General features: G+C 36.5%; 18 protein-coding genes. 15 read left to right on the top strand and 3 right to left on the bottom strand.

Annotated elements, in window-relative coordinates; all coding sequences use genetic code 11:
* Positions 1-18 precede the first annotated feature (18 nt).
* The 10 genes from J7S27_04855 (at position 19) to yhbY (ending at position 11,011) form a co-directional block, all read left to right on the top strand.
* Entirely contained in the window at positions 19-1,188 is a 1,170-nt protein-coding gene (locus tag J7S27_04855; GenBank protein QTU82628.1) for a galactokinase, read from the top strand.
* A gap of 8 nt (positions 1,189-1,196) precedes the next feature.
* Positions 1,197-2,657: a UDP-glucose--hexose-1-phosphate uridylyltransferase gene (locus J7S27_04850; protein QTU82627.1), complete on the top strand. Its 1,461-nt coding sequence runs from the start codon at positions 1,197-1,199 to the stop codon at positions 2,655-2,657.
* A gap of 8 nt (positions 2,658-2,665) precedes the next feature.
* Positions 2,666-3,700 (top strand): galactose mutarotase, encoded by a 1,035-nt coding sequence (locus J7S27_04845; protein ID QTU82626.1) that lies wholly within the window; start codon positions 2,666-2,668, stop codon positions 3,698-3,700.
* Between the two features lie 167 nt (positions 3,701-3,867).
* Positions 3,868-6,240 (top strand): ATP-dependent RecD-like DNA helicase, encoded by a 2,373-nt coding sequence (locus tag J7S27_04840; protein QTU82625.1) that lies wholly within the window; start codon positions 3,868-3,870, stop codon positions 6,238-6,240.
* A 4-nt stretch (positions 6,241-6,244) separates the two neighbouring features.
* Positions 6,245-7,672 (top strand): cardiolipin synthase, encoded by a 1,428-nt coding sequence (cls, locus tag J7S27_04835; GenBank protein QTU82624.1) that lies wholly within the window; start codon positions 6,245-6,247, stop codon positions 7,670-7,672.
* Position 7,673: 1 nt separating this feature from the next.
* Positions 7,674-8,075, top strand: coding sequence for a reverse transcriptase-like protein (locus J7S27_04830; GenBank protein QTU82623.1), 402 nt, complete (start codon positions 7,674-7,676; stop codon positions 8,073-8,075).
* Between the two features lie 30 nt (positions 8,076-8,105).
* Positions 8,106-9,047, top strand: a complete 942-nt coding sequence (locus J7S27_04825; GenBank protein ID QTU82622.1) for a nucleoside hydrolase — start codon at positions 8,106-8,108, stop codon at positions 9,045-9,047.
* A gap of 44 nt (positions 9,048-9,091) precedes the next feature.
* Positions 9,092-9,610: a YqeG family HAD IIIA-type phosphatase gene (locus tag J7S27_04820; GenBank protein QTU82621.1), complete on the top strand. Its 519-nt coding sequence runs from the start codon at positions 9,092-9,094 to the stop codon at positions 9,608-9,610.
* Entirely contained in the window at positions 9,603-10,700 is a 1,098-nt protein-coding gene (yqeH, locus tag J7S27_04815; protein QTU82620.1) for a ribosome biogenesis GTPase YqeH, read from the top strand. The genes J7S27_04820 and yqeH overlap by 8 nt, the downstream gene beginning before the upstream one ends.
* The gene (gene yhbY, locus J7S27_04810) at positions 10,700-11,011 is read left to right on the top strand and encodes a ribosome assembly RNA-binding protein YhbY (GenBank protein ID QTU82619.1); all 312 of its coding nucleotides are present in this window, start codon (positions 10,700-10,702) and stop codon (positions 11,009-11,011) included. The genes yqeH and yhbY overlap by 1 nt, the downstream gene beginning before the upstream one ends.
* 39 nt (positions 11,012-11,050) lie before the next feature.
* Here the strand turns inward: yhbY and J7S27_04805 are convergent, their stop codons facing one another.
* Both J7S27_04805 and J7S27_04800 read right to left on the bottom strand, forming a co-directional pair.
* Entirely contained in the window at positions 11,051-12,373 is a 1,323-nt protein-coding gene (locus tag J7S27_04805) for a metallophosphoesterase (protein ID QTU82618.1), read from the bottom strand.
* Between the two features lie 81 nt (positions 12,374-12,454).
* Positions 12,455-12,925, bottom strand: coding sequence for a helix-turn-helix transcriptional regulator (locus tag J7S27_04800; GenBank protein ID QTU82617.1), 471 nt, complete (start codon positions 12,923-12,925; stop codon positions 12,455-12,457).
* Between the two features lie 131 nt (positions 12,926-13,056).
* Between J7S27_04800 and J7S27_04795 the strand changes: the two genes are divergently transcribed.
* From J7S27_04795 to J7S27_04785, 3 genes are read left to right on the top strand one after another with little or no spacing between them, the layout of a single operon-like run.
* Positions 13,057-13,272 carry a helix-turn-helix transcriptional regulator gene (locus J7S27_04795; GenBank protein ID QTU82616.1) on the top strand — a complete coding sequence of 72 codons (216 nt, stop codon included), beginning with the start codon at positions 13,057-13,059 and terminating at the stop codon, positions 13,270-13,272.
* Positions 13,273-13,328: 56 nt separating this feature from the next.
* The gene (locus J7S27_04790; GenBank protein QTU82615.1) at positions 13,329-13,775 is read left to right on the top strand and encodes a GNAT family N-acetyltransferase; all 447 of its coding nucleotides are present in this window, start codon (positions 13,329-13,331) and stop codon (positions 13,773-13,775) included.
* A complete protein-coding gene (locus J7S27_04785) occupies positions 13,772-14,305 on the top strand; it encodes an ECF transporter S component (GenBank protein QTU82614.1) in 534 nt (177 codons plus the stop codon). Before J7S27_04790 ends, J7S27_04785 begins: the two co-directional genes overlap by 4 nt.
* Positions 14,306-14,499: 194 nt before the next feature.
* Here the strand turns inward: J7S27_04785 and J7S27_04780 are convergent, their stop codons facing one another.
* Positions 14,500-15,171 (bottom strand): YigZ family protein, encoded by a 672-nt coding sequence (locus J7S27_04780; GenBank protein ID QTU82613.1) that lies wholly within the window; start codon positions 15,169-15,171, stop codon positions 14,500-14,502.
* A gap of 78 nt (positions 15,172-15,249) precedes the next feature.
* On the opposite strand from J7S27_04780, the gene trmL reads away from it, so the two are divergent.
* Positions 15,250-15,768: a tRNA (uridine(34)/cytosine(34)/5-carboxymethylaminomethyluridine(34)-2'-O)-methyltransferase TrmL gene (gene trmL, locus J7S27_04775; protein ID QTU82612.1), complete on the top strand. Its 519-nt coding sequence runs from the start codon at positions 15,250-15,252 to the stop codon at positions 15,766-15,768.
* A gap of 6 nt (positions 15,769-15,774) precedes the next feature.
* Complete coding sequence (locus tag J7S27_04770; protein ID QTU82611.1) at positions 15,775-16,767, top strand: Gfo/Idh/MocA family oxidoreductase; 993 nt, start codon at positions 15,775-15,777, stop codon at positions 16,765-16,767.
* Positions 16,768-16,769: the final 2 nt, after the last annotated feature.

Genomic DNA, 16,769 nt, shown 5'->3' with positions numbered 1-16,769 from the left:
TAAAAAGGGGGTTTTTATATGGTAAATGAGTTAAAAAAAGATTTTCAAGCGTTATTTCATCGTGATGATGCCAGCGAATTTTTTGCGCCTGGGCGTATCAATTTAATTGGTGAACATACAGATTATAACGGGGGGTATGTTTTTCCATGTGCCATTACAATTGGAACGTACGCACTCGCAGCAAAACGTGATGATCGTATTGTCAGAGTAGCTTCTAAAAATTTTGAACAATCCGGCATTGTTGCTTTTTCTTTAGACGATTTGTCCAAAAAAGAAGGGGATGATTGGGTAGCCTATGTTAAAGGTGTTTTGTATCATTTAGAGCAAGCAGGGTATACATTACCAACAGGTTTAGACATTTTATTTTTTGGAAACATTCCTAATGGCTCGGGGTTATCGTCTTCTGCATCATTTGAATTATTAATTGGAAAAGTGTCTAAAGCACTATACAATTTAGCGATTTCACCGCTTGATTTAGTAAAATTAGGTAAAACCGTAGAAAATGAATATATCGGCGTCAACTCTGGGATTATGGATCAATTTGCCATTGGTATGGGGAAAAAAGATTGTGCCATTCGCCTAGATTGTAATACGCTAGACTATACGTATGTACCGGTTGTTTTAGGTGATTATCGTATTGTCATTATGAATACTAATAAACGTCGTGAATTGGCTGATAGTAAATATAACGAACGTTTTGCTGAAACACGCATTGCTTTAAAAGAAGCGCAAAGTGTTCGCGATATTCAAACACTCGCCGATTTAACCAATGAAGATTTTGAAGCAATTAAAGGCGTCTTTTCTACAGATTTGATTTTAAAACGCGCGCGTCATGCTGTTAGTGAAAATCAACGGACAATTGAAGCGTCTGAAAAATTACGTCAAGGCGATTTGCTTGGCTTTGGTGAACTGATGAAACAATCCCATTTGTCTACACAACACGATTATGAAGTGACAGGCATTGAGCTAGATACACTAGTGCATACTGCGTGGGCGCAAGAAGGCGTTATCGGTGCACGTATGACAGGAGCAGGTTTTGGAGGTTGTGCCATTGCGCTAGTCCATAAAGACTATATTGAAAAAGTAACGGCTGCCATTGAAGAGGCATATGTGTCTAAAATTGGATACAAACCATCATTTTACATTGCTCAAATTGGTGATGGTGCCTTTAGTGAGTATATTGATTAGGAGTTCGCATGAACATAAATGAAACCATAACACAATGGGTGAATATCGCGCGTCAAAAAGGGTACGTATCAAAATTAGATACGTACTATGTCACAAACCAACTACTACACCTTTTAGGTGTGACGCAGTATAAAGAAAGTATTTCTAAAAGTGACCAAACGTTACATGAACTAACGGAACAACTCGTTTCTTTTGCAGTGTTAAACGGCGTGATTGAGGACAGTTCGCTAGAGCGTGAAGCATTGTATATGAAAGTGATGGATATGATGACGCCGTTACCTTCAGTTGTTAACGATCAATTTCATCAAGCACAGCAAACAAATCCAGAACAAGCAACGCAACAGTTTTATCAGTTAGTGTGTGATAATGGGTACATTCAACAAAAAGCAATTGCTAAAAATGTTCACTTTATGCATGAAAGTGACTATGGAGCATTGCAAATTACCATTAATTTATCAAAACCGGAAAAAGATCCAAAAGATATTGTTAAAGCGTTAAGTCAGCCAAAAAGTACGTATCCCGAAACGTTATTGACGTTTTCAAACGAAGGGTATTACGGTAACGCCAATCATCCTGCGCGAAGCAATCATCGTCTCATTCGCTTAAATTTAAACGGTGAAACATTTGGGTTGCAATATTCGCCGTATGCGTATTTTAATGAGCATTGTATTGTCCTTAGTGAAAAGGTGCACCCAATGCACATTGATGAAACGACCATTCGTCAATTGCTAGATGTACAAGATATGTTGCCACATTACACGTTTGGATCGAATGCCGATTTAGCTATTGTGGGAGGATCTATTTTAACGCACCATCATTTTCAAGGTGGACGGCACGTGTTTCCAATGGAAAACGCTCGTGTACGTGAAGCGATAACGTTGCCCATTAAAAATGTAAAAGCAGGGTGGTTGCATTGGCCGTTATCGGTCATTCGGTTATTTAGTCAAGATAAAGAATCGTTAATTCAAGCGTTTTGTCATGTTTTTGAAGCGTGGAAAAACTATACTGACCAAGCGGTAAATATTGTGTCGCATACGGACAATGTACGGCACAACACCATTACACCCATTGTGCGTTATAAAAATGAGCAGTATGAGTTGGATTTAGTGCTACGCAATAACCGCACCACACCACAACACCCAGATGGGATTTTTCATCCTCGAGAAGCGTATCATCATATCAAAAAAGAAAATATTGGCTTAATTGAAGTGATGGGGTTGGCGATTTTACCCGGGCGATTAAAAGCGGAAATGCAAGAGGTTAAAAAGTTTTTACAAAATGAAAAACACGACATGCCAAGTTACCATGAAGCGTGGGCGAAATCACTAGTTATCGACGATGATATGGATGGAGGCATTCAAAAAGGGATTGGTGATGTGTTTACAAAAGTTCTTGAAGATGCGGGCGTATTTAAGCAAGATGAAGCAGGAATTGCAGCGTTTCATCGGTTTATCGACACGTTGCAATGAGGGGGATTATGAAAAAAACAAAATTTGGAACGTTAGGTAATGAGAGCGTCTATCGTTATGACTTAACGAACGAAAAAGGGTATAAAGTATCTGTAATGAACTATGGAGCAACGTTGTTAGCGTACGAAATACCGGATAAAAATGGAGACTTTAAAAATATTGTCGTTTCCACACCGCGATTCGAAGAGTATATTAACAACTCTCCACGTTGGAGTGCGACCATCGGTCCTGTTGCCGGACGGATTGCCAATGCGACATTTACGCTTGGTGATGTGGTGTATACGCTTGAAAAAAATAATGGCAATCATCATTTACATGGTGGTAGCAACGGTTATGAGCAAGTGTTATTTGACGTAGACAGTAGCGACGACACAACGGTTACGTTTATCACACACCAAAAAGACATGGCGCAAGGGTATCCGGGCAATATTATGTTTAAAGTAACGTATACATTGCTGGAAAATGGCGAATTGATTATTGCGTACACCGTCACAACAGATAAAGACACATTAATGAATCCAACCAATCACAGTTATTTTAACTTGAGTGGTGATGTGACAAAACCAATTGATGAACAGGTTGTGACATTAAAATCAACAGGGTATACTGTTTTAGATGATGACAACATACCAACTGGGGAAATCAATTGTACCGATGCGTTTTTTGAAAAATTAACTAAAGGTGTGCCATTAAAAGATGTTTTTGAAGATACCCATGAACAAATTGCCACTCGAAATGGGATTGATCATGCGTTTGTTTTGGAACAAACGACTGAGCAAATTACTATTTTTGATGCAATGAGTGGGCGTCAATTGCATGTGACAACACAATCTCCAGCAGTCGTTTTATATACTGCTAACGGATTTGATGATGTTACTTTTATCAATGGTCAAAAACCAGTTGTACATAACGGTATAGCCATTGAAACACAAGTGCTACCCGATGCCATTCATCATAGTGGATTTGGTAATATTGTTTTAAAAGCAAACGAAACGTTTACGACACAAACACATTACATACCAAGTGTCGTTATAGAAAAATAATTTAAGAAACCAACATCTCAATATTAGGGGATGTTGGTTTTTGATATGTTCAAGAAAGTTGAACCCTAATGGCATTAGTGATGCCATCAATCTTAAAAAATAGATCATCTAAATTTTGCGCAAGATTCTATTTTCATGTAAAATGTGATGAGTAAGGAGGTGACTACATGAAAGAAATATCATTTAAAGGAACGCTTGAAGCGGTCTATTTTCAAAATGATAGTAACTATTATAAAGTTTTATTAATCAATGTTGATGAAAGTGACGATGATAGAATTGATGATCAAATTGTAGTCACCGGAACATTTGGTCAAATGCACCATGACACACAATATACATTTGTTGGTCATATTGTTGAACATCAAAAATATGGGGTGCAGTTTAAAGTAACTGCGTATCAACAAGAAGAAATTACATCCGTTAAAGGTTTAATTTATTATTTTTCAAGTGATCGCTTTTCCGGTATTGGTACCGTATTAGCAACACGTATTGTGGATACGCTAGGTACAAAAGCAATCGAATTAATTAGTGAGCAATCCGAATTGTTAAAAACAATACCGGGGTTGACGCCAAAAAAACGGTTAATGTTAATTGAACAAGTGCAATTAGATCGAGGCGAAAATCAAACGTTACTCGACTTATTAAAATTTGGATTTAATGATAAAGAAGCGTTTAAAATTTATCAATTTTATAAAGATAAAGCAAAAGTTGTTATTGACAATAATCCGTATCAGTTGCTTGAAATTATCGAAGGATTAAGTTTTAGTAAAATCGATCAATTAGCTGAAAAATTAGATTTTGATGCCAATGCTATCGAACGGTTACAAGGTGCGTTGTATTTTGTTGTTAAAGAGTTGAGTTATCGACAAGGGCACACCTACTTTACACCGAAAACAGTATTAGTATATGCCATTCAATTGTTAGAAGAAGCACGTAAAGAAATGATTAATGAGCAATTGCTTGCTCAAGCTCTAGCAATATGTGGTCAATCGGGTGTACTCATTCAAGATGGTGAGCGAGTTGCCCTGCCTAGTTTATATTACGCTGAACAAAGTATTGCATCACGTATAAAAGCTATTGCCAAACAAGAAAAGTATAGCTATCCCGAAAAAGATGTCGATGACGCCATTCAAAGTGTTCAAAAACAATTAGGTGTTGTCTATGCCCCTGAACAAATTGCGGCGATTAAACAAGCCATTCAATCGCCAATTTCTGTTTTAACAGGTGGGCCGGGTACGGGGAAAACAACCGTTTTAAAAGGGGTTGTCGCCTGTTTTGCGTTGTTAAATGATATTCCGTTACACCAATCGTCTAAAGATAAACAAACCATTTTACTTGCAGCACCTACAGGAAGAGCGGCAAAACGAATGAGTGAATTAATCGGATTGCATGCAACAACATTACACCGGTTGCTCGGTATCGGATTAACGGGGCAAGACGTGTCTGGTGTTGAAAATGAGATTAGCGAATTAGAAGGCGCTTTTCTCGTAATTGATGAAATGTCAATGGTCGATACATGGCTCATGAATTGGGTCGTTAAAGCTATTCCAATGGGAATGAGTGTCTTACTCGTTGGAGATAAAGACCAATTACCATCGGTTGGACCAGGAAAAGTGCTCAAAGATATTTTGGAATCACATTCTGTTCCCGTTACACAACTGGTTCAAGTGTTTCGTCAAAATGAGACGTCTACAATTATCCCGCTAGCACACAGTATTAATCATGGTGAATTACCTGTTGATTTTATCCAGCAAAAAGCGGATCGCTCTTATTTTGAATGTCTGCCACAACAAGTGCAAACAGTCGTTCAAAAAGTCGTTGTGCGTGCACTTGAAAAAGGGTATTCCATTCATGATATTCAAGTGCTTGCACCAATGTATAAAGGGCCTGCAGGGATTGATGCGTTAAATGTATTGATTCAATCTATTGCGAATCCACCAACGCCAAAAAAACGAGAAATTAATTACTTTAATAAAATTTTTCGTGTTGGTGATAAAGTGTTGCAACAAGTCAACGTTCCTGAAAAAAGTATTTTTAATGGTGATATGGGAAAAATTGTGTCCATTTTAAAAACAGAAAATGGCGATGAAATTGTGGTTCAGTACGATGATAATGAAGTGAGTTATACGGCAAATGAATTTAATCAAATTACATTAGCGTATTGTTGCTCCATTCATAAAGCACAAGGTAGTGAGTTTCCGTTAGTGATTTTACCAATGGTAAAAGGGTATTCACGTATGTTACGTCGTAATTTGCTCTATACTGCGGTTACGCGTAGTAAACAGTCGATTATTTTTTGTGGTGAATTTTCGGCGTTTCAATTGGCGACAGAACAAACTGGAGAAGAGCGTTTGACGCTACTGTTAGAAAGATTGTCAAGTAATACGGTGCCTGTTTCAAACGATAACCAACCAAAAACAAACAAAGTAAGTGAAGCAAGTGAAACAGATTATCGCTTGTATGAAAATATGATGCTGACAATAGATGCTATGATTGGCATGGATGGCATAACGCCATATCAATTTATGCAGGAGGTGTAATCACATGTTGTGGAATATATTAATTGCGTTAAATGTTGTTATCGCATTAACCATTATTTTTCGAGAAAAACGTGATGTGTCATCTACTTGGGGCTGGCTAGTTGTCTTAATTGGGCTTCCCGGTGTGGGATTATTCTTTTATATGTTTATCGGGAAAAAAATATCCCAAGATAATATTTTTGATTTGAAGACAGAGAAAGAATTGGGTTTAAAATCTCTGGCTAACGAACAAATCGAGTTGTTGGAAAAAAATCAGTTGCTTCGTGACGACGATCCCGTATCTAAAGAATTAGTCAATTTATTTTTAACGATTGATGGTTCAGCGTATTCTAAAAATAATGCGGTATCTATTTTTTACGAAGGTGAGTCTTTGTATGAACAAATTCTTAAAGATATTGAAAACGCGAAACATCACATTCATATTCAATATTATATTTTTAACAATGACACTTTAGGCAAACGTGTGATGGATGCGTTGTATCAAAAAGCAAAACAAGGTGTGGAAGTGCTTGTTTTGTACGATGCATTAGGTAGTCGTACGTTACGTCCGTCATTTTTTAGTCGATTAAAAAAATACGGTGGTCAAGCCATTTCGTTTTTCGGGTCTAAAATCCCATTTGTCAATTTGCGTATGAATAACCGAAATCACCGAAAAAATCTCGTGATTGATGGACGAATTGGCTATACCGGAGGCTTTAATATTGGTGATGAATATTTGGGACAAGGGAAACTCGGTAACTGGCGGGATACGCATTTGCGTCTATCTGGGCATGTTGTTCACGATTTACAAGCTCGCTTTTTCATTGATTGGAATGCGGTTGTGTCGCTAAAAGAAAAGAAAAAATATTTACCTGAATATTATCCAAAATTGGAAAATATAGACGGTATTCCGATGCAATTAGTATCGAGTGGACCAGAATCAGATTTAGACCAAATTAAATTGGGATACTTAAAGATGATTTCATCGGCTAAAAAAAGTATTTATTTACAGACACCCTATTTTATCCCCGATCAAAGTTTATCAGACGCCATAGAAATCGCCATCGCTTCTGGTGTAGAGGTGAACATTATGATTCCTTGTAAACCGGATCATATGGTGGTGTATCGTGCCACGGAATATTATGCGAAATGGGCAGCCAATTTAGGTGCTAACATTTATATTTACACCGACGGTTTTTTACATTCAAAAGTGCTTGTCATTGATGATGCGATTGCAAGTGTTGGGACGGCGAATTTTGATATTCGTAGTTTTGTGTTAAATTTTGAAATGAATGTGTTTATATACGATAAACACGTTGCGTCACAATTGGTTGAGCAATTTAATGAGGATAAAAAGAAAAGTATAAAAGGGACGCCAGCCTACTTCAAAAAGCAGTCACTTTGGAAAAAATTAAAACAGGAGTTATCGCGATTAGCTTCGCCGATTTTATAACATGATACGTGTATATGTAGATGCAGCATTTTCAAACGGTAATGCAGGTGTAGGTGTCGTCATTTATGACGGTGAAAAGCAAAATGTGCAATCATTTTACATTCAAAATGTCAAAGACAACCACCACGCCGAATTTCAAGCGATGTTATTGGCGCTAGATTATATAATAGACAATGCTTTACACCGCAACACGATTCAACTATTTAGTGATAGTTTAGTGGTTGTTAAAGCAATCGAGCGGTTGAGTGCTAAAAATGAATGGCAACATGCCTATGTCGAACAATTAAAAGAGCGATTGTCGCAATTTTCGTTATATTTTGTCAATTGGTTTTCGCAAAAAGACAATCAATTTGTTGATAAAGTCGCTAAACGTGCGTTGCTATCTGGGCAAGATGTAGTATAATGAATGCATTGAAACGTGTGAGGAGATAAGATGACTAGAAAAGTATATTTAAACCATGATGGTGGAGTAGATGATTTAATTTCGTTGTATTTGCTATTAAAAATGGAAGATGTAGAAGTTGTTGGTGTGGGTGTTATTGAAGCGGATTGCTACTTGGCGCCAGCCGTAGAAGCAAGTAAAAAAATTATTCAAAAATTTGGTTCTGAAAAAGACCAACAATTACGTGTGGCTTCTTCAGATTCTAGACCGGTACATCCGTTCCCTAAAGAATGGCGTATGCATGCCTTTACAATGGATGCTCTACCTATTTTAAATGAAGTGAAACCGATTTTAGTCCAAGATTCACCGTATAAAGCACACGAAGATTTAGTTCATGTGTTAAATGCACAAAGTGAACCGATTGATTTAGTGTTTGTAGGGCCGTTGACGGACCTTGCACGTGCATTGGATATGGACGCATCTATTGAACATAAAATTAACAAATTATATTGGATGGGTGGAACGTTTTTAGAAACGGGGAATATTGAAGAACCAGAACATGACGGGACAGCTGAATGGAACGCTTTCTGGGATCCGTATGCAGTAAAACGTGTATGGGATTCATCCATTAAAATTGAATTAGTTGCTTTAGAAAGTACAAATATGGTGCCGCTAACATTAGACGTGCGCGATATGTGGGCAAAACAACGCCGTTTTGAAGGTGTTGATTTCTTAGGGCAAAGCTACGCACTTGTGCCACCTTTAGCGCACTTTGTTACCAATTCAACGTACTTCTTGTGGGATGTGTTAACAACGGCATCTTTTGGAAAAGAAGATTTAGTAAAACGTGAAGTGGTTTACAGTGATGTCATTACTGAAGGTGCAAGTAAAGGAAGAACCATCAAAAAAGCAGATGGTCGACCAGTAGATTTAGTGTATACAGTTGATCGCGATGCCTTTTTTGACTACATTACAGAATTGGCTAAAAAATAAAGAAGAGGCACTGCGTGCCTCTCTTTTTACTGAAAGGAAAAACAATGGGGTCGTTAAAACCAGATTATTTAATTTATTCGCCATTTATGATTACGCCTGAAATGTTTTTAAAACAAAATATATTCGCGCTTATTATTGATGTGGATAATACCGTTATTCCATGGTTTGAAAAGCAAGTGAGTCAAAATGTAAAAGAGTGGTTTGAACAATTGCATCAGCACCATATCGATGTCATATTATTATCAAATAATACAACGAAACGCATTGCGCCAATTGCTGCACAGTTGAATGTTCCGTTTGTGGCAAATGCTAAAAAGCCATCAGCGTATGGTGTTCAAAAAGCACTATCGCTTTTAACGGTAAAAAGTGAGCAGGTGATATTAATTGGCGATCAATTATTGACGGATATTTCAGCAGCGAAAAAATGCCAGTTAAAGACCATTTTAGTAAAGCCGCTTGCTAGAGATATGATACCAACAAAAATCACACGTTTAATTGAATTTGTGGCATTAAAAAAATATAAAAAACGTTATCAATTAGATTGGAGAGAAACGATTGAGTGAGTCATTATTTTGTATTGGCTGTGGGTTAGCCATTCAAACAACAGATAAAGATGCATTAGGTTATACAGTGCCAAGTGCATATGAAAAAGGGTTAGAGACTGGGAAACTATATTGTCAACGTTGCTTTAAGTTGCGACAATACAATCAATTAGAAAAAGTATCCATTTCTAATGATCAATTTTTACAAATGTTACACAATATTGGTAGCCAGACGGCACTTGTTGTCAATGTTATTGATATTTTTGATGTATATGGCACTTTAATTTCAGGGTTACATCGCTTTGCGGGTAAAAATCCGGTAATGGTCGTGGCTAATAAAATTGATTTATTGCCTAAATCGGTAAATAAACGTCGTGTTAAACATTGGTTACAAAAACAATTGAGTGATAATGGTATTAAGCCAGTAGATATTGTTTTAGCAAGCGGACAAAAGAAACATCAAATTGATGTTGTTTTAGAGCAGATTGAAAAACACCGTAATAAACGTGATGTTTATGTTGTTGGTGTAACGAATGTTGGAAAATCAACTTTAATTAATAGCATTATCGCAAGTTTAGGCGGTCAAAAAGATTTAATTACGGTTTCACGTTTTCCGGGAACAACATTAGACAACATTTATATTCCGTTTGAAGATGGCAAGCATTTAATTGATACGCCGGGTATTATTCATGAACACCAAATGGCGCACTATTTAAAATCAGAAGATTTAAAATTAGTTTCTCCACAAAAAGAAATTAAACCAATTACGTTCCAGTTGAACGAAGAACAAACGGTGTATTTAGGGGCGTTAGGACGATTTGACTATATTAAAGGCGAGCGGAATGCAGTGACGTGCTACTTTTCAAAAGGGTTGATGTTACATCGTACGAAGCTGTCTAATGCGGATGCTTTTTATGAAAAACATGCCGGACAATTACTCGTGCCAACAACACAACAGAAAGAAAAGCTTGTCCGATATGAATTTCAAGTAGAAGCCAATACGGATATTGTGTATTCGGGATTGGGCTGGATTACGGTACACAAATCAGGAAAAGTGGTGGCATATGCACCAAAAGGTGTACACATTACAATTAGAGAGGCGATTATTTAATGTTATCTAAAAAACAAGTACAATTTTTAAAAAAGGAAGCACATCATCTTAAACCAATTTTTCAAGTTGGTAAAAATGGAATGAGTGATGATTTGATTCGACAAATTTTTGAAGCGATTGATAAACGTGAATTAATCAAAGTGACATTGCTTCAAAATACTTTAGAAGATACGCAAACGGTAAAAGAGCAATTGTTGGAAAATTTACCAATTGAAGTGGTTCAAATTATTGGTCACACTTTAGTGTTGTATAAAAAAGCATCTAAAGAAAAATATCAAGTGATTACAGAGAAAATGAAAAATTTAAAATAAAAAAGAGACCGAACGACGTTATGACATCGTTCGGCCTTTTTAGTTGAGTGGGATAGTAATGTGCTGTGTTGAATGATTTAATCGCGCTTTAATCGATCGTTCGATATAGCGTATTAAAAATGAATTAGGGTTGTGGTTTACCAATTTTTGATAGGCTGGATTACCATACACGTGTGTATCAACATACTCTTGCGTAATGGCTTCACCAGAAAAGAAAAATTCATTGAGTGGTGAAACAATGTGCGTGAGTTGATCGCCTAATTCAATCGAATAAATGCTTTCGGGATATAGTGCGTCATGCACTAATTGATAATTGGAACTGTAAAACACTTTAGATAAGTATGCTTTGTGATGGATTAAATCTTCATTTGTCTGTGGATACGTTAATAAAAACGGCTCAAAATTTAACGGCATATAGTGATAGGTTAGCGTATTGTTTTCAATAGTGATTTTACCGATAGGTACAGGTGTGAGTGAAAAAGCTTCTGTCACAATTTCGGTATGCTCAACATTGCCAAGCATCTGTTGCTTTTTAATGCTTTGTGTATGAATATGCCCAGACAGGCTTAGTTTAACGCCGTATTTTTCGTATAGAGCCATTAAATCGGCAGCATTATCCAACTGATATCCTCTTGTGAGTCTATCGTGATGCGCTAAAACATTATGGTGCATAACAGGAATGATCAGCACGTTATCATTTTTGGCTTTTTGAAGTTGCGCATCAATAAAGTGCAATGTACTTTCTTTTAAACGCCCGTTTGTTGCTGGGGCAGTAGTGCTTTTTGATGATGAGTAAATGTTACTATCAATCATTAAAAATCTTAAATTGGAAAACGGCTGTGAAACGTAACTTAATGACGTGTCATCTCGTGCAATCGCAGTTTCTAAACCAAACGGCTTCATTAGATTTTTAAACGTATCCGGTAAAATTTGATCAACAACGTGCTGCTCATCACCCATAAACGATCTAGCCCATCCACTTGAAATATCATGATTTCCGGGTATGACCAAAACTTGCGTACCGTTTTTTTGTATCGTGTCAAAATAGTGACTTAAATCTTCTAAACTCTTTTTTTCACCGTTAAAAGTTAGGTCACCACTAACGATTAGCACTTTTGGTTTTTCAATTTTTGCTTGTTCAATTAATGCAAGCATGCGTTCATGCCCATACACCAAATCTTTTCCCGCAGCGGTTGCTTGAATTTGACGAAGCGCTGTACCGTTGTCGTGTAATGTATTGGATAAATGATGTAAGTCTGTAATAACCCAAATGGCATCGTTTTTTGTAATCGGTTCGGTGTTTCTGTGAGTCGCACATCCCCCTAATAAAATCATCAATAAGCAGTAAATTAATTTTTTCATGGCAATCTCCTTGCCCAAATTATAACACAAAAAAACTCGATAGACGAAAGTCATCGAGGGCTACTTTTAACGTTTAAATCACTATATTACATCGATTTGTCCAATAATTTTTCCGATGATGTTCACTTCTTGCTGTGGTGTAAACGATTGAACATAATAGTGGCTATCTACTTGATAAACGATCCAATCCGTTAAACCGTAATCTTTTTTACGTTGTAAAAGAAACGGCTTGTTCACATTAAAATGAGACGGCAATGTTGTGTCAGCTTTTAAAAAAAGTACGATATAATCATCTAAAGTAAATCGTTGTGATTCATTTAATGAATGGTGTTCTTTCCAAAATTGTTCTAATTGTTGGTTTTGCAATAAAGTATCTAGCGGTACATGAAATACACGTGCAATTTTTTCTAAGTTAGTCATAGAAAATGGACTATGCTGATTTAAGTTATCATTAAGTGTGGACGTGGGGATATTTGCTAATAGCGCTAATTGACGCTGAGATAAATTATGTTTTTGCAATAAGGTTAAAATGTTGAATGCTATATGAGTCATTTTTCCTCCTGTATACAGATTATATTAAAAGTATAAAAAATATGCAAATTAAATATTTGCATTATATTTTGTATGAAATGAATTGACTGTCCGTTTTTTATCGGATATGATGATAAAAAAGGAGGTTCATTATGGTTTTAACGATAAAAGCAGCCAGAGTTAATTGTAATTTAACGATTGTACAAGCAGCCCAAGAACTTGGTATTAACAAAGACACGTTGTCACGCTTGGAAAGAAATTCAACAGATATTTCAATATCATTAGCTCAGAAAATGACACAGTTATATCATGTGCCTTTAGAAAATTTATTTTTTGGTAAATTAGAAGATTTCAAAGTTGGGGAATAAAAAAGTGACGCAAGTCATTTTTTTTTGTATAATGAGCAATATTTTGGAGGTAATTCATGAAGTTTATTTGGAATGATAATGTTTCGTCTGTCACGTATCAAGACGCCTTGCACATTAGAAAACAAGTGTTTATTGCTGAACAAAACGTTGAGCCTCATTTAGAAATTGATGACTTAGAAGATAAATGTCACAATGTTGTGGGTTATATTGATGATGTACCCGTTGCAACTGCACGACTTTATTTCAATGGAAAGTACGCTAAAGTGCAACGCGTTGCCGTCATGGAAAAATTTAGAGGCATGCATTTTGGAAAACAGTTGATGCAAGAAGTAGAGCGCTTTGCTAAAAAACAACACTATGAACGATTAGTGCTTGGTGCACAAAATCACGCCATTCTATTCTATCAAAAATTAGGATTTTCAATTTGTAGTCAAGAATATAGTGAAGCCAATATTTTGCATCATGATATGGAAAAATGGATTAAAGAAGGAAATGATTTATGAAACAACAGACAACAAAAAATTTAGTTTTCACAGCTTTATTTGCTGCTCTAGTTTTTTTAGCAACGACATTTTTTAAAATTGAAGTGGCACCACGTACGATGGTACACATGGGCAATGCAATGGTCGTTGTTAGTTTTTTAGTGCTTGGTACAAAATACGGCATGATTGCTTCTGTGATTGGATTAGGTGTTTTTGACATCGCTAACGGGTATTTGAGTTCAATTCACTTTGTCATACTTGAGACGATTCTTGTAGTAGGTGTTATCGGACTTGTTTTTAACAAAATGAAACGTAATGATTCGTTTTTTAACGTGGTTACGTTAGGTGTTATTGCCGGTCTGGTCAAAATTATAGCCATTTTTATTCGTCGCTACATTACATTTTTACTCACAGTAGGAAATGATACGGTTTTAGCATTGACATTAGCGCGCATGTACAATACCTTCATCACCGCCATTGTTACCGTTATCGCCGTACCCATTTTATATTTCGCCATTAAACCAATGATTGAGCGAATTAAGAAATACTAAAAATTTAGGGTTGATGGTATAGACTGTCAACCCTATTGATATGCCAAAAAGCCATAGTAAATGATTCAATGATGTATGTCCTATGACTTGCCTGAAGTGGCTAACTTACTCTGTAATTTACGACCAAAAAAGCCATCCAATATGAACTCGCCTAAAGTTAGATGTATAGGTGTGTTTCAACGGAGGCTTTTTGTTTAGTCGTTAAATAGTGCATCATCTAACGGAACGTCTTCACTTTCAATTGGTAAATCAATGTAGTGTGTGTCAACTAGTGTTGCGGTAATCGTGTTGTGAAAAAGTTCTTGAATATCAAAGTTAAATGTCTCTTTTTGATGAGGGAGTACGCCGATACGATACGTTACGGTATCGGTATAGACCGTATCCAAATGACGATAAGCTGATTGACTTAGAAAATAGTCGAAACGTCCACTATCCGTATAAGGAATTGATACGTCATATAGATATTCTTGTGTATGCATAATAATGCCTAACGCATTTAAGGCATACGACACACTAGATGAGTAAGCACGAATTAAGCCACCAGCACCTAATTTCGTCCCTCCAAAATAACGTGTAACAACAGCAACAATGTAGTGCAATTCATTTTTTTTGAGAACTTCTAACATGGGCACACCCGCCGTTCCACTTGGTTCACCATCATCGTGTGCTCTTTGTACGGTATCGTTATCACCAATGAGAAATGCCGAACAATTATGCGTAGCCTTTTTATGCTCTTTTTTCTTTTCCGCAATAAAAAGTTTGGCCTCGTCTTCATTTTCAACGCGCTTTAAAGCACAAATAAAACGAGATCCTTTAATCACGATCTCAGCTTCACCATCTCGTGCAATCTGTTTATAACTTTTCATAAATCCCTCATTAATTTTGATGTTTTAGTTGTCTTCAAGTATAATAACTGTAATCATAAAACGCAACAGGAGATTGGTATGACAAATCATATTGTTCTTTTTGAACCCTTGATTCCGGCAAACACTGGAAATATTGCACGCACGTGTGCAGCGACAAATACCGTATTACATCTGATTGAACCACTTGGGTTTTCAACCGATGACAAACAACTCAAACGTGCCGGGTTAGACTATTGGCACGATGTCGAAATTGTCTATCACAAAAATTTAGACGCTTTTTTGGAGTTTGCAAAAGATAAGCCATTTTATTTAGTGACAAAATTTGCTGATCACATTTATAGTGACGTCAATTATACAACCGAAGAAGATGTGTATTTAATGTTTGGAAAAGAAACAACGGGCTTGCCTGAAGAGTTGATGCAAAGATATAAAGAAAGATGTATTCGTGTACCCATGAACGATGAACATGTCCGTTCATTGAATTTATCCAACACTGCAGCTTTAGTGATTTATGAAGTGTTGCGCCAACAAAGTTTTCCAAATTTAGAGTTAACACATCGTTATGAAACGACTAAAGCTAAAAATTTAGGGTGGTAATGAAGTATGTTTAAAATTGGTGTTATCGGGACAAGTCAAATCGCTCACAGTAGTGTACAAGCATTTCAAAATACAAAAAGAGGCATTTTGAAACGTGTGTATAGTCGTCAAAAAGAAACAGGCGACGTGTTTGCTAGTGAGTATGACGATGTACAAGTTGATGCAAATTTAGATGATTTTTTAAATGCTACAGATATTGATATTGTCTACATCGCTTCTCCAAATACATTCCATTTTGAACAAGCCAAAAAAGCACTGTGTGCTAAAAAGCATGTTGTCGTTGAAAAGCCAGCCGTTGTCACGATGAAGCAATGGAAAACGTTAAATCGATTAGCCAAAGAAAATCACGTCATGTTATTTGAAGCCATTCGACACGTATACGAGCCAAACTTTCAAAAAGTAGCTGAATTTATCTCTCATCAGCATATCGACGGAGCGGTGTTGCAGTTTGGTCAATACTCGCGACGCATGGACGATTTGCATAAAGGCATCGTTCAAAATATTTTTAAAGTTGAAATGAGTGCGGGCGTTCTTATGGACCTTGGTGTGTATGTGTTGCACAGTGCATTTCATTGGTTTGGCATACCAAATGACGTTAGTTATTTTCCAATTAAATGGACAAATGGTATTGATGTCCAAGGTGATTTGCTTTTAAAATATGACGGGTTTAATGTCAGTGGGCATATCAGTAAACGAACAATCTCATTGGCAAATAGTGAAATCTACGTCCAAAATAAAACGCTTTGCATTGATAGTGTCGATCATGTCAAAAAAATTGAATGGCATGAAAACGATGACTGTCAAATACTAAGTGAGGAAGCACCACGCTACCGCATGCAAAGTCAATGGAATCATTTTTTCGACTGTCTAGAAGAAAAAGCGGATGCGTTGACGTACTATCAAAAAGTACACCAAATAACAGGCGAAGTGATTCGTTGTATGGAACAATGTAGACAAAAAAATGAAATCATATTTTCAGCAGATAAAGATAAAGAATAAGG

The sequence above is a fragment of the Carnobacteriaceae bacterium zg-C25 genome (genome assembly GCA_017945845.1).
Classification (GTDB): Bacteria; Bacillota; Bacilli; order Lactobacillales; family Aerococcaceae; genus WM01.
Note: the sequence above shows the minus strand (reverse complement) of the source record. Positions and strands in the feature narration are given on the sequence as shown.

Coding starts and splice junctions, on each gene's coding strand:
- J7S27_04790 (QTU82615.1), top strand. CDS start 13,329: ATGAAGTTTATTTGGAATGATAATGTTTCGTCTGTCACGTATCAAGAC.
- J7S27_04800 (QTU82617.1), bottom strand. CDS start 12,925: ATGACTCATATAGCATTCAACATTTTAACCTTATTGCAAAAACATAAT.
- J7S27_04850 (QTU82627.1), top strand. CDS start 1,197: ATGAACATAAATGAAACCATAACACAATGGGTGAATATCGCGCGTCAA.
- J7S27_04820 (QTU82621.1), top strand. CDS start 9,092: ATGGGGTCGTTAAAACCAGATTATTTAATTTATTCGCCATTTATGATT.
- yhbY (QTU82619.1), top strand. CDS start 10,700: ATGTTATCTAAAAAACAAGTACAATTTTTAAAAAAGGAAGCACATCAT.
- J7S27_04780 (QTU82613.1), bottom strand. CDS start 15,171: ATGAAAAGTTATAAACAGATTGCACGAGATGGTGAAGCTGAGATCGTG.
- J7S27_04805 (QTU82618.1), bottom strand. CDS start 12,373: ATGAAAAAATTAATTTACTGCTTATTGATGATTTTATTAGGGGGATGT.
- trmL (QTU82612.1), top strand. CDS start 15,250: ATGACAAATCATATTGTTCTTTTTGAACCCTTGATTCCGGCAAACACT.
- J7S27_04830 (QTU82623.1), top strand. CDS start 7,674: ATGATACGTGTATATGTAGATGCAGCATTTTCAAACGGTAATGCAGGT.
- J7S27_04785 (QTU82614.1), top strand. CDS start 13,772: ATGAAACAACAGACAACAAAAAATTTAGTTTTCACAGCTTTATTTGCT.
- J7S27_04770 (QTU82611.1), top strand. CDS start 15,775: ATGTTTAAAATTGGTGTTATCGGGACAAGTCAAATCGCTCACAGTAGT.
- J7S27_04840 (QTU82625.1), top strand. CDS start 3,868: ATGAAAGAAATATCATTTAAAGGAACGCTTGAAGCGGTCTATTTTCAA.
- cls (QTU82624.1), top strand. CDS start 6,245: ATGTTGTGGAATATATTAATTGCGTTAAATGTTGTTATCGCATTAACC.
- J7S27_04845 (QTU82626.1), top strand. CDS start 2,666: ATGAAAAAAACAAAATTTGGAACGTTAGGTAATGAGAGCGTCTATCGT.
- J7S27_04825 (QTU82622.1), top strand. CDS start 8,106: ATGACTAGAAAAGTATATTTAAACCATGATGGTGGAGTAGATGATTTA.
- J7S27_04855 (QTU82628.1), top strand. CDS start 19: ATGGTAAATGAGTTAAAAAAAGATTTTCAAGCGTTATTTCATCGTGAT.
- J7S27_04795 (QTU82616.1), top strand. CDS start 13,057: ATGGTTTTAACGATAAAAGCAGCCAGAGTTAATTGTAATTTAACGATT.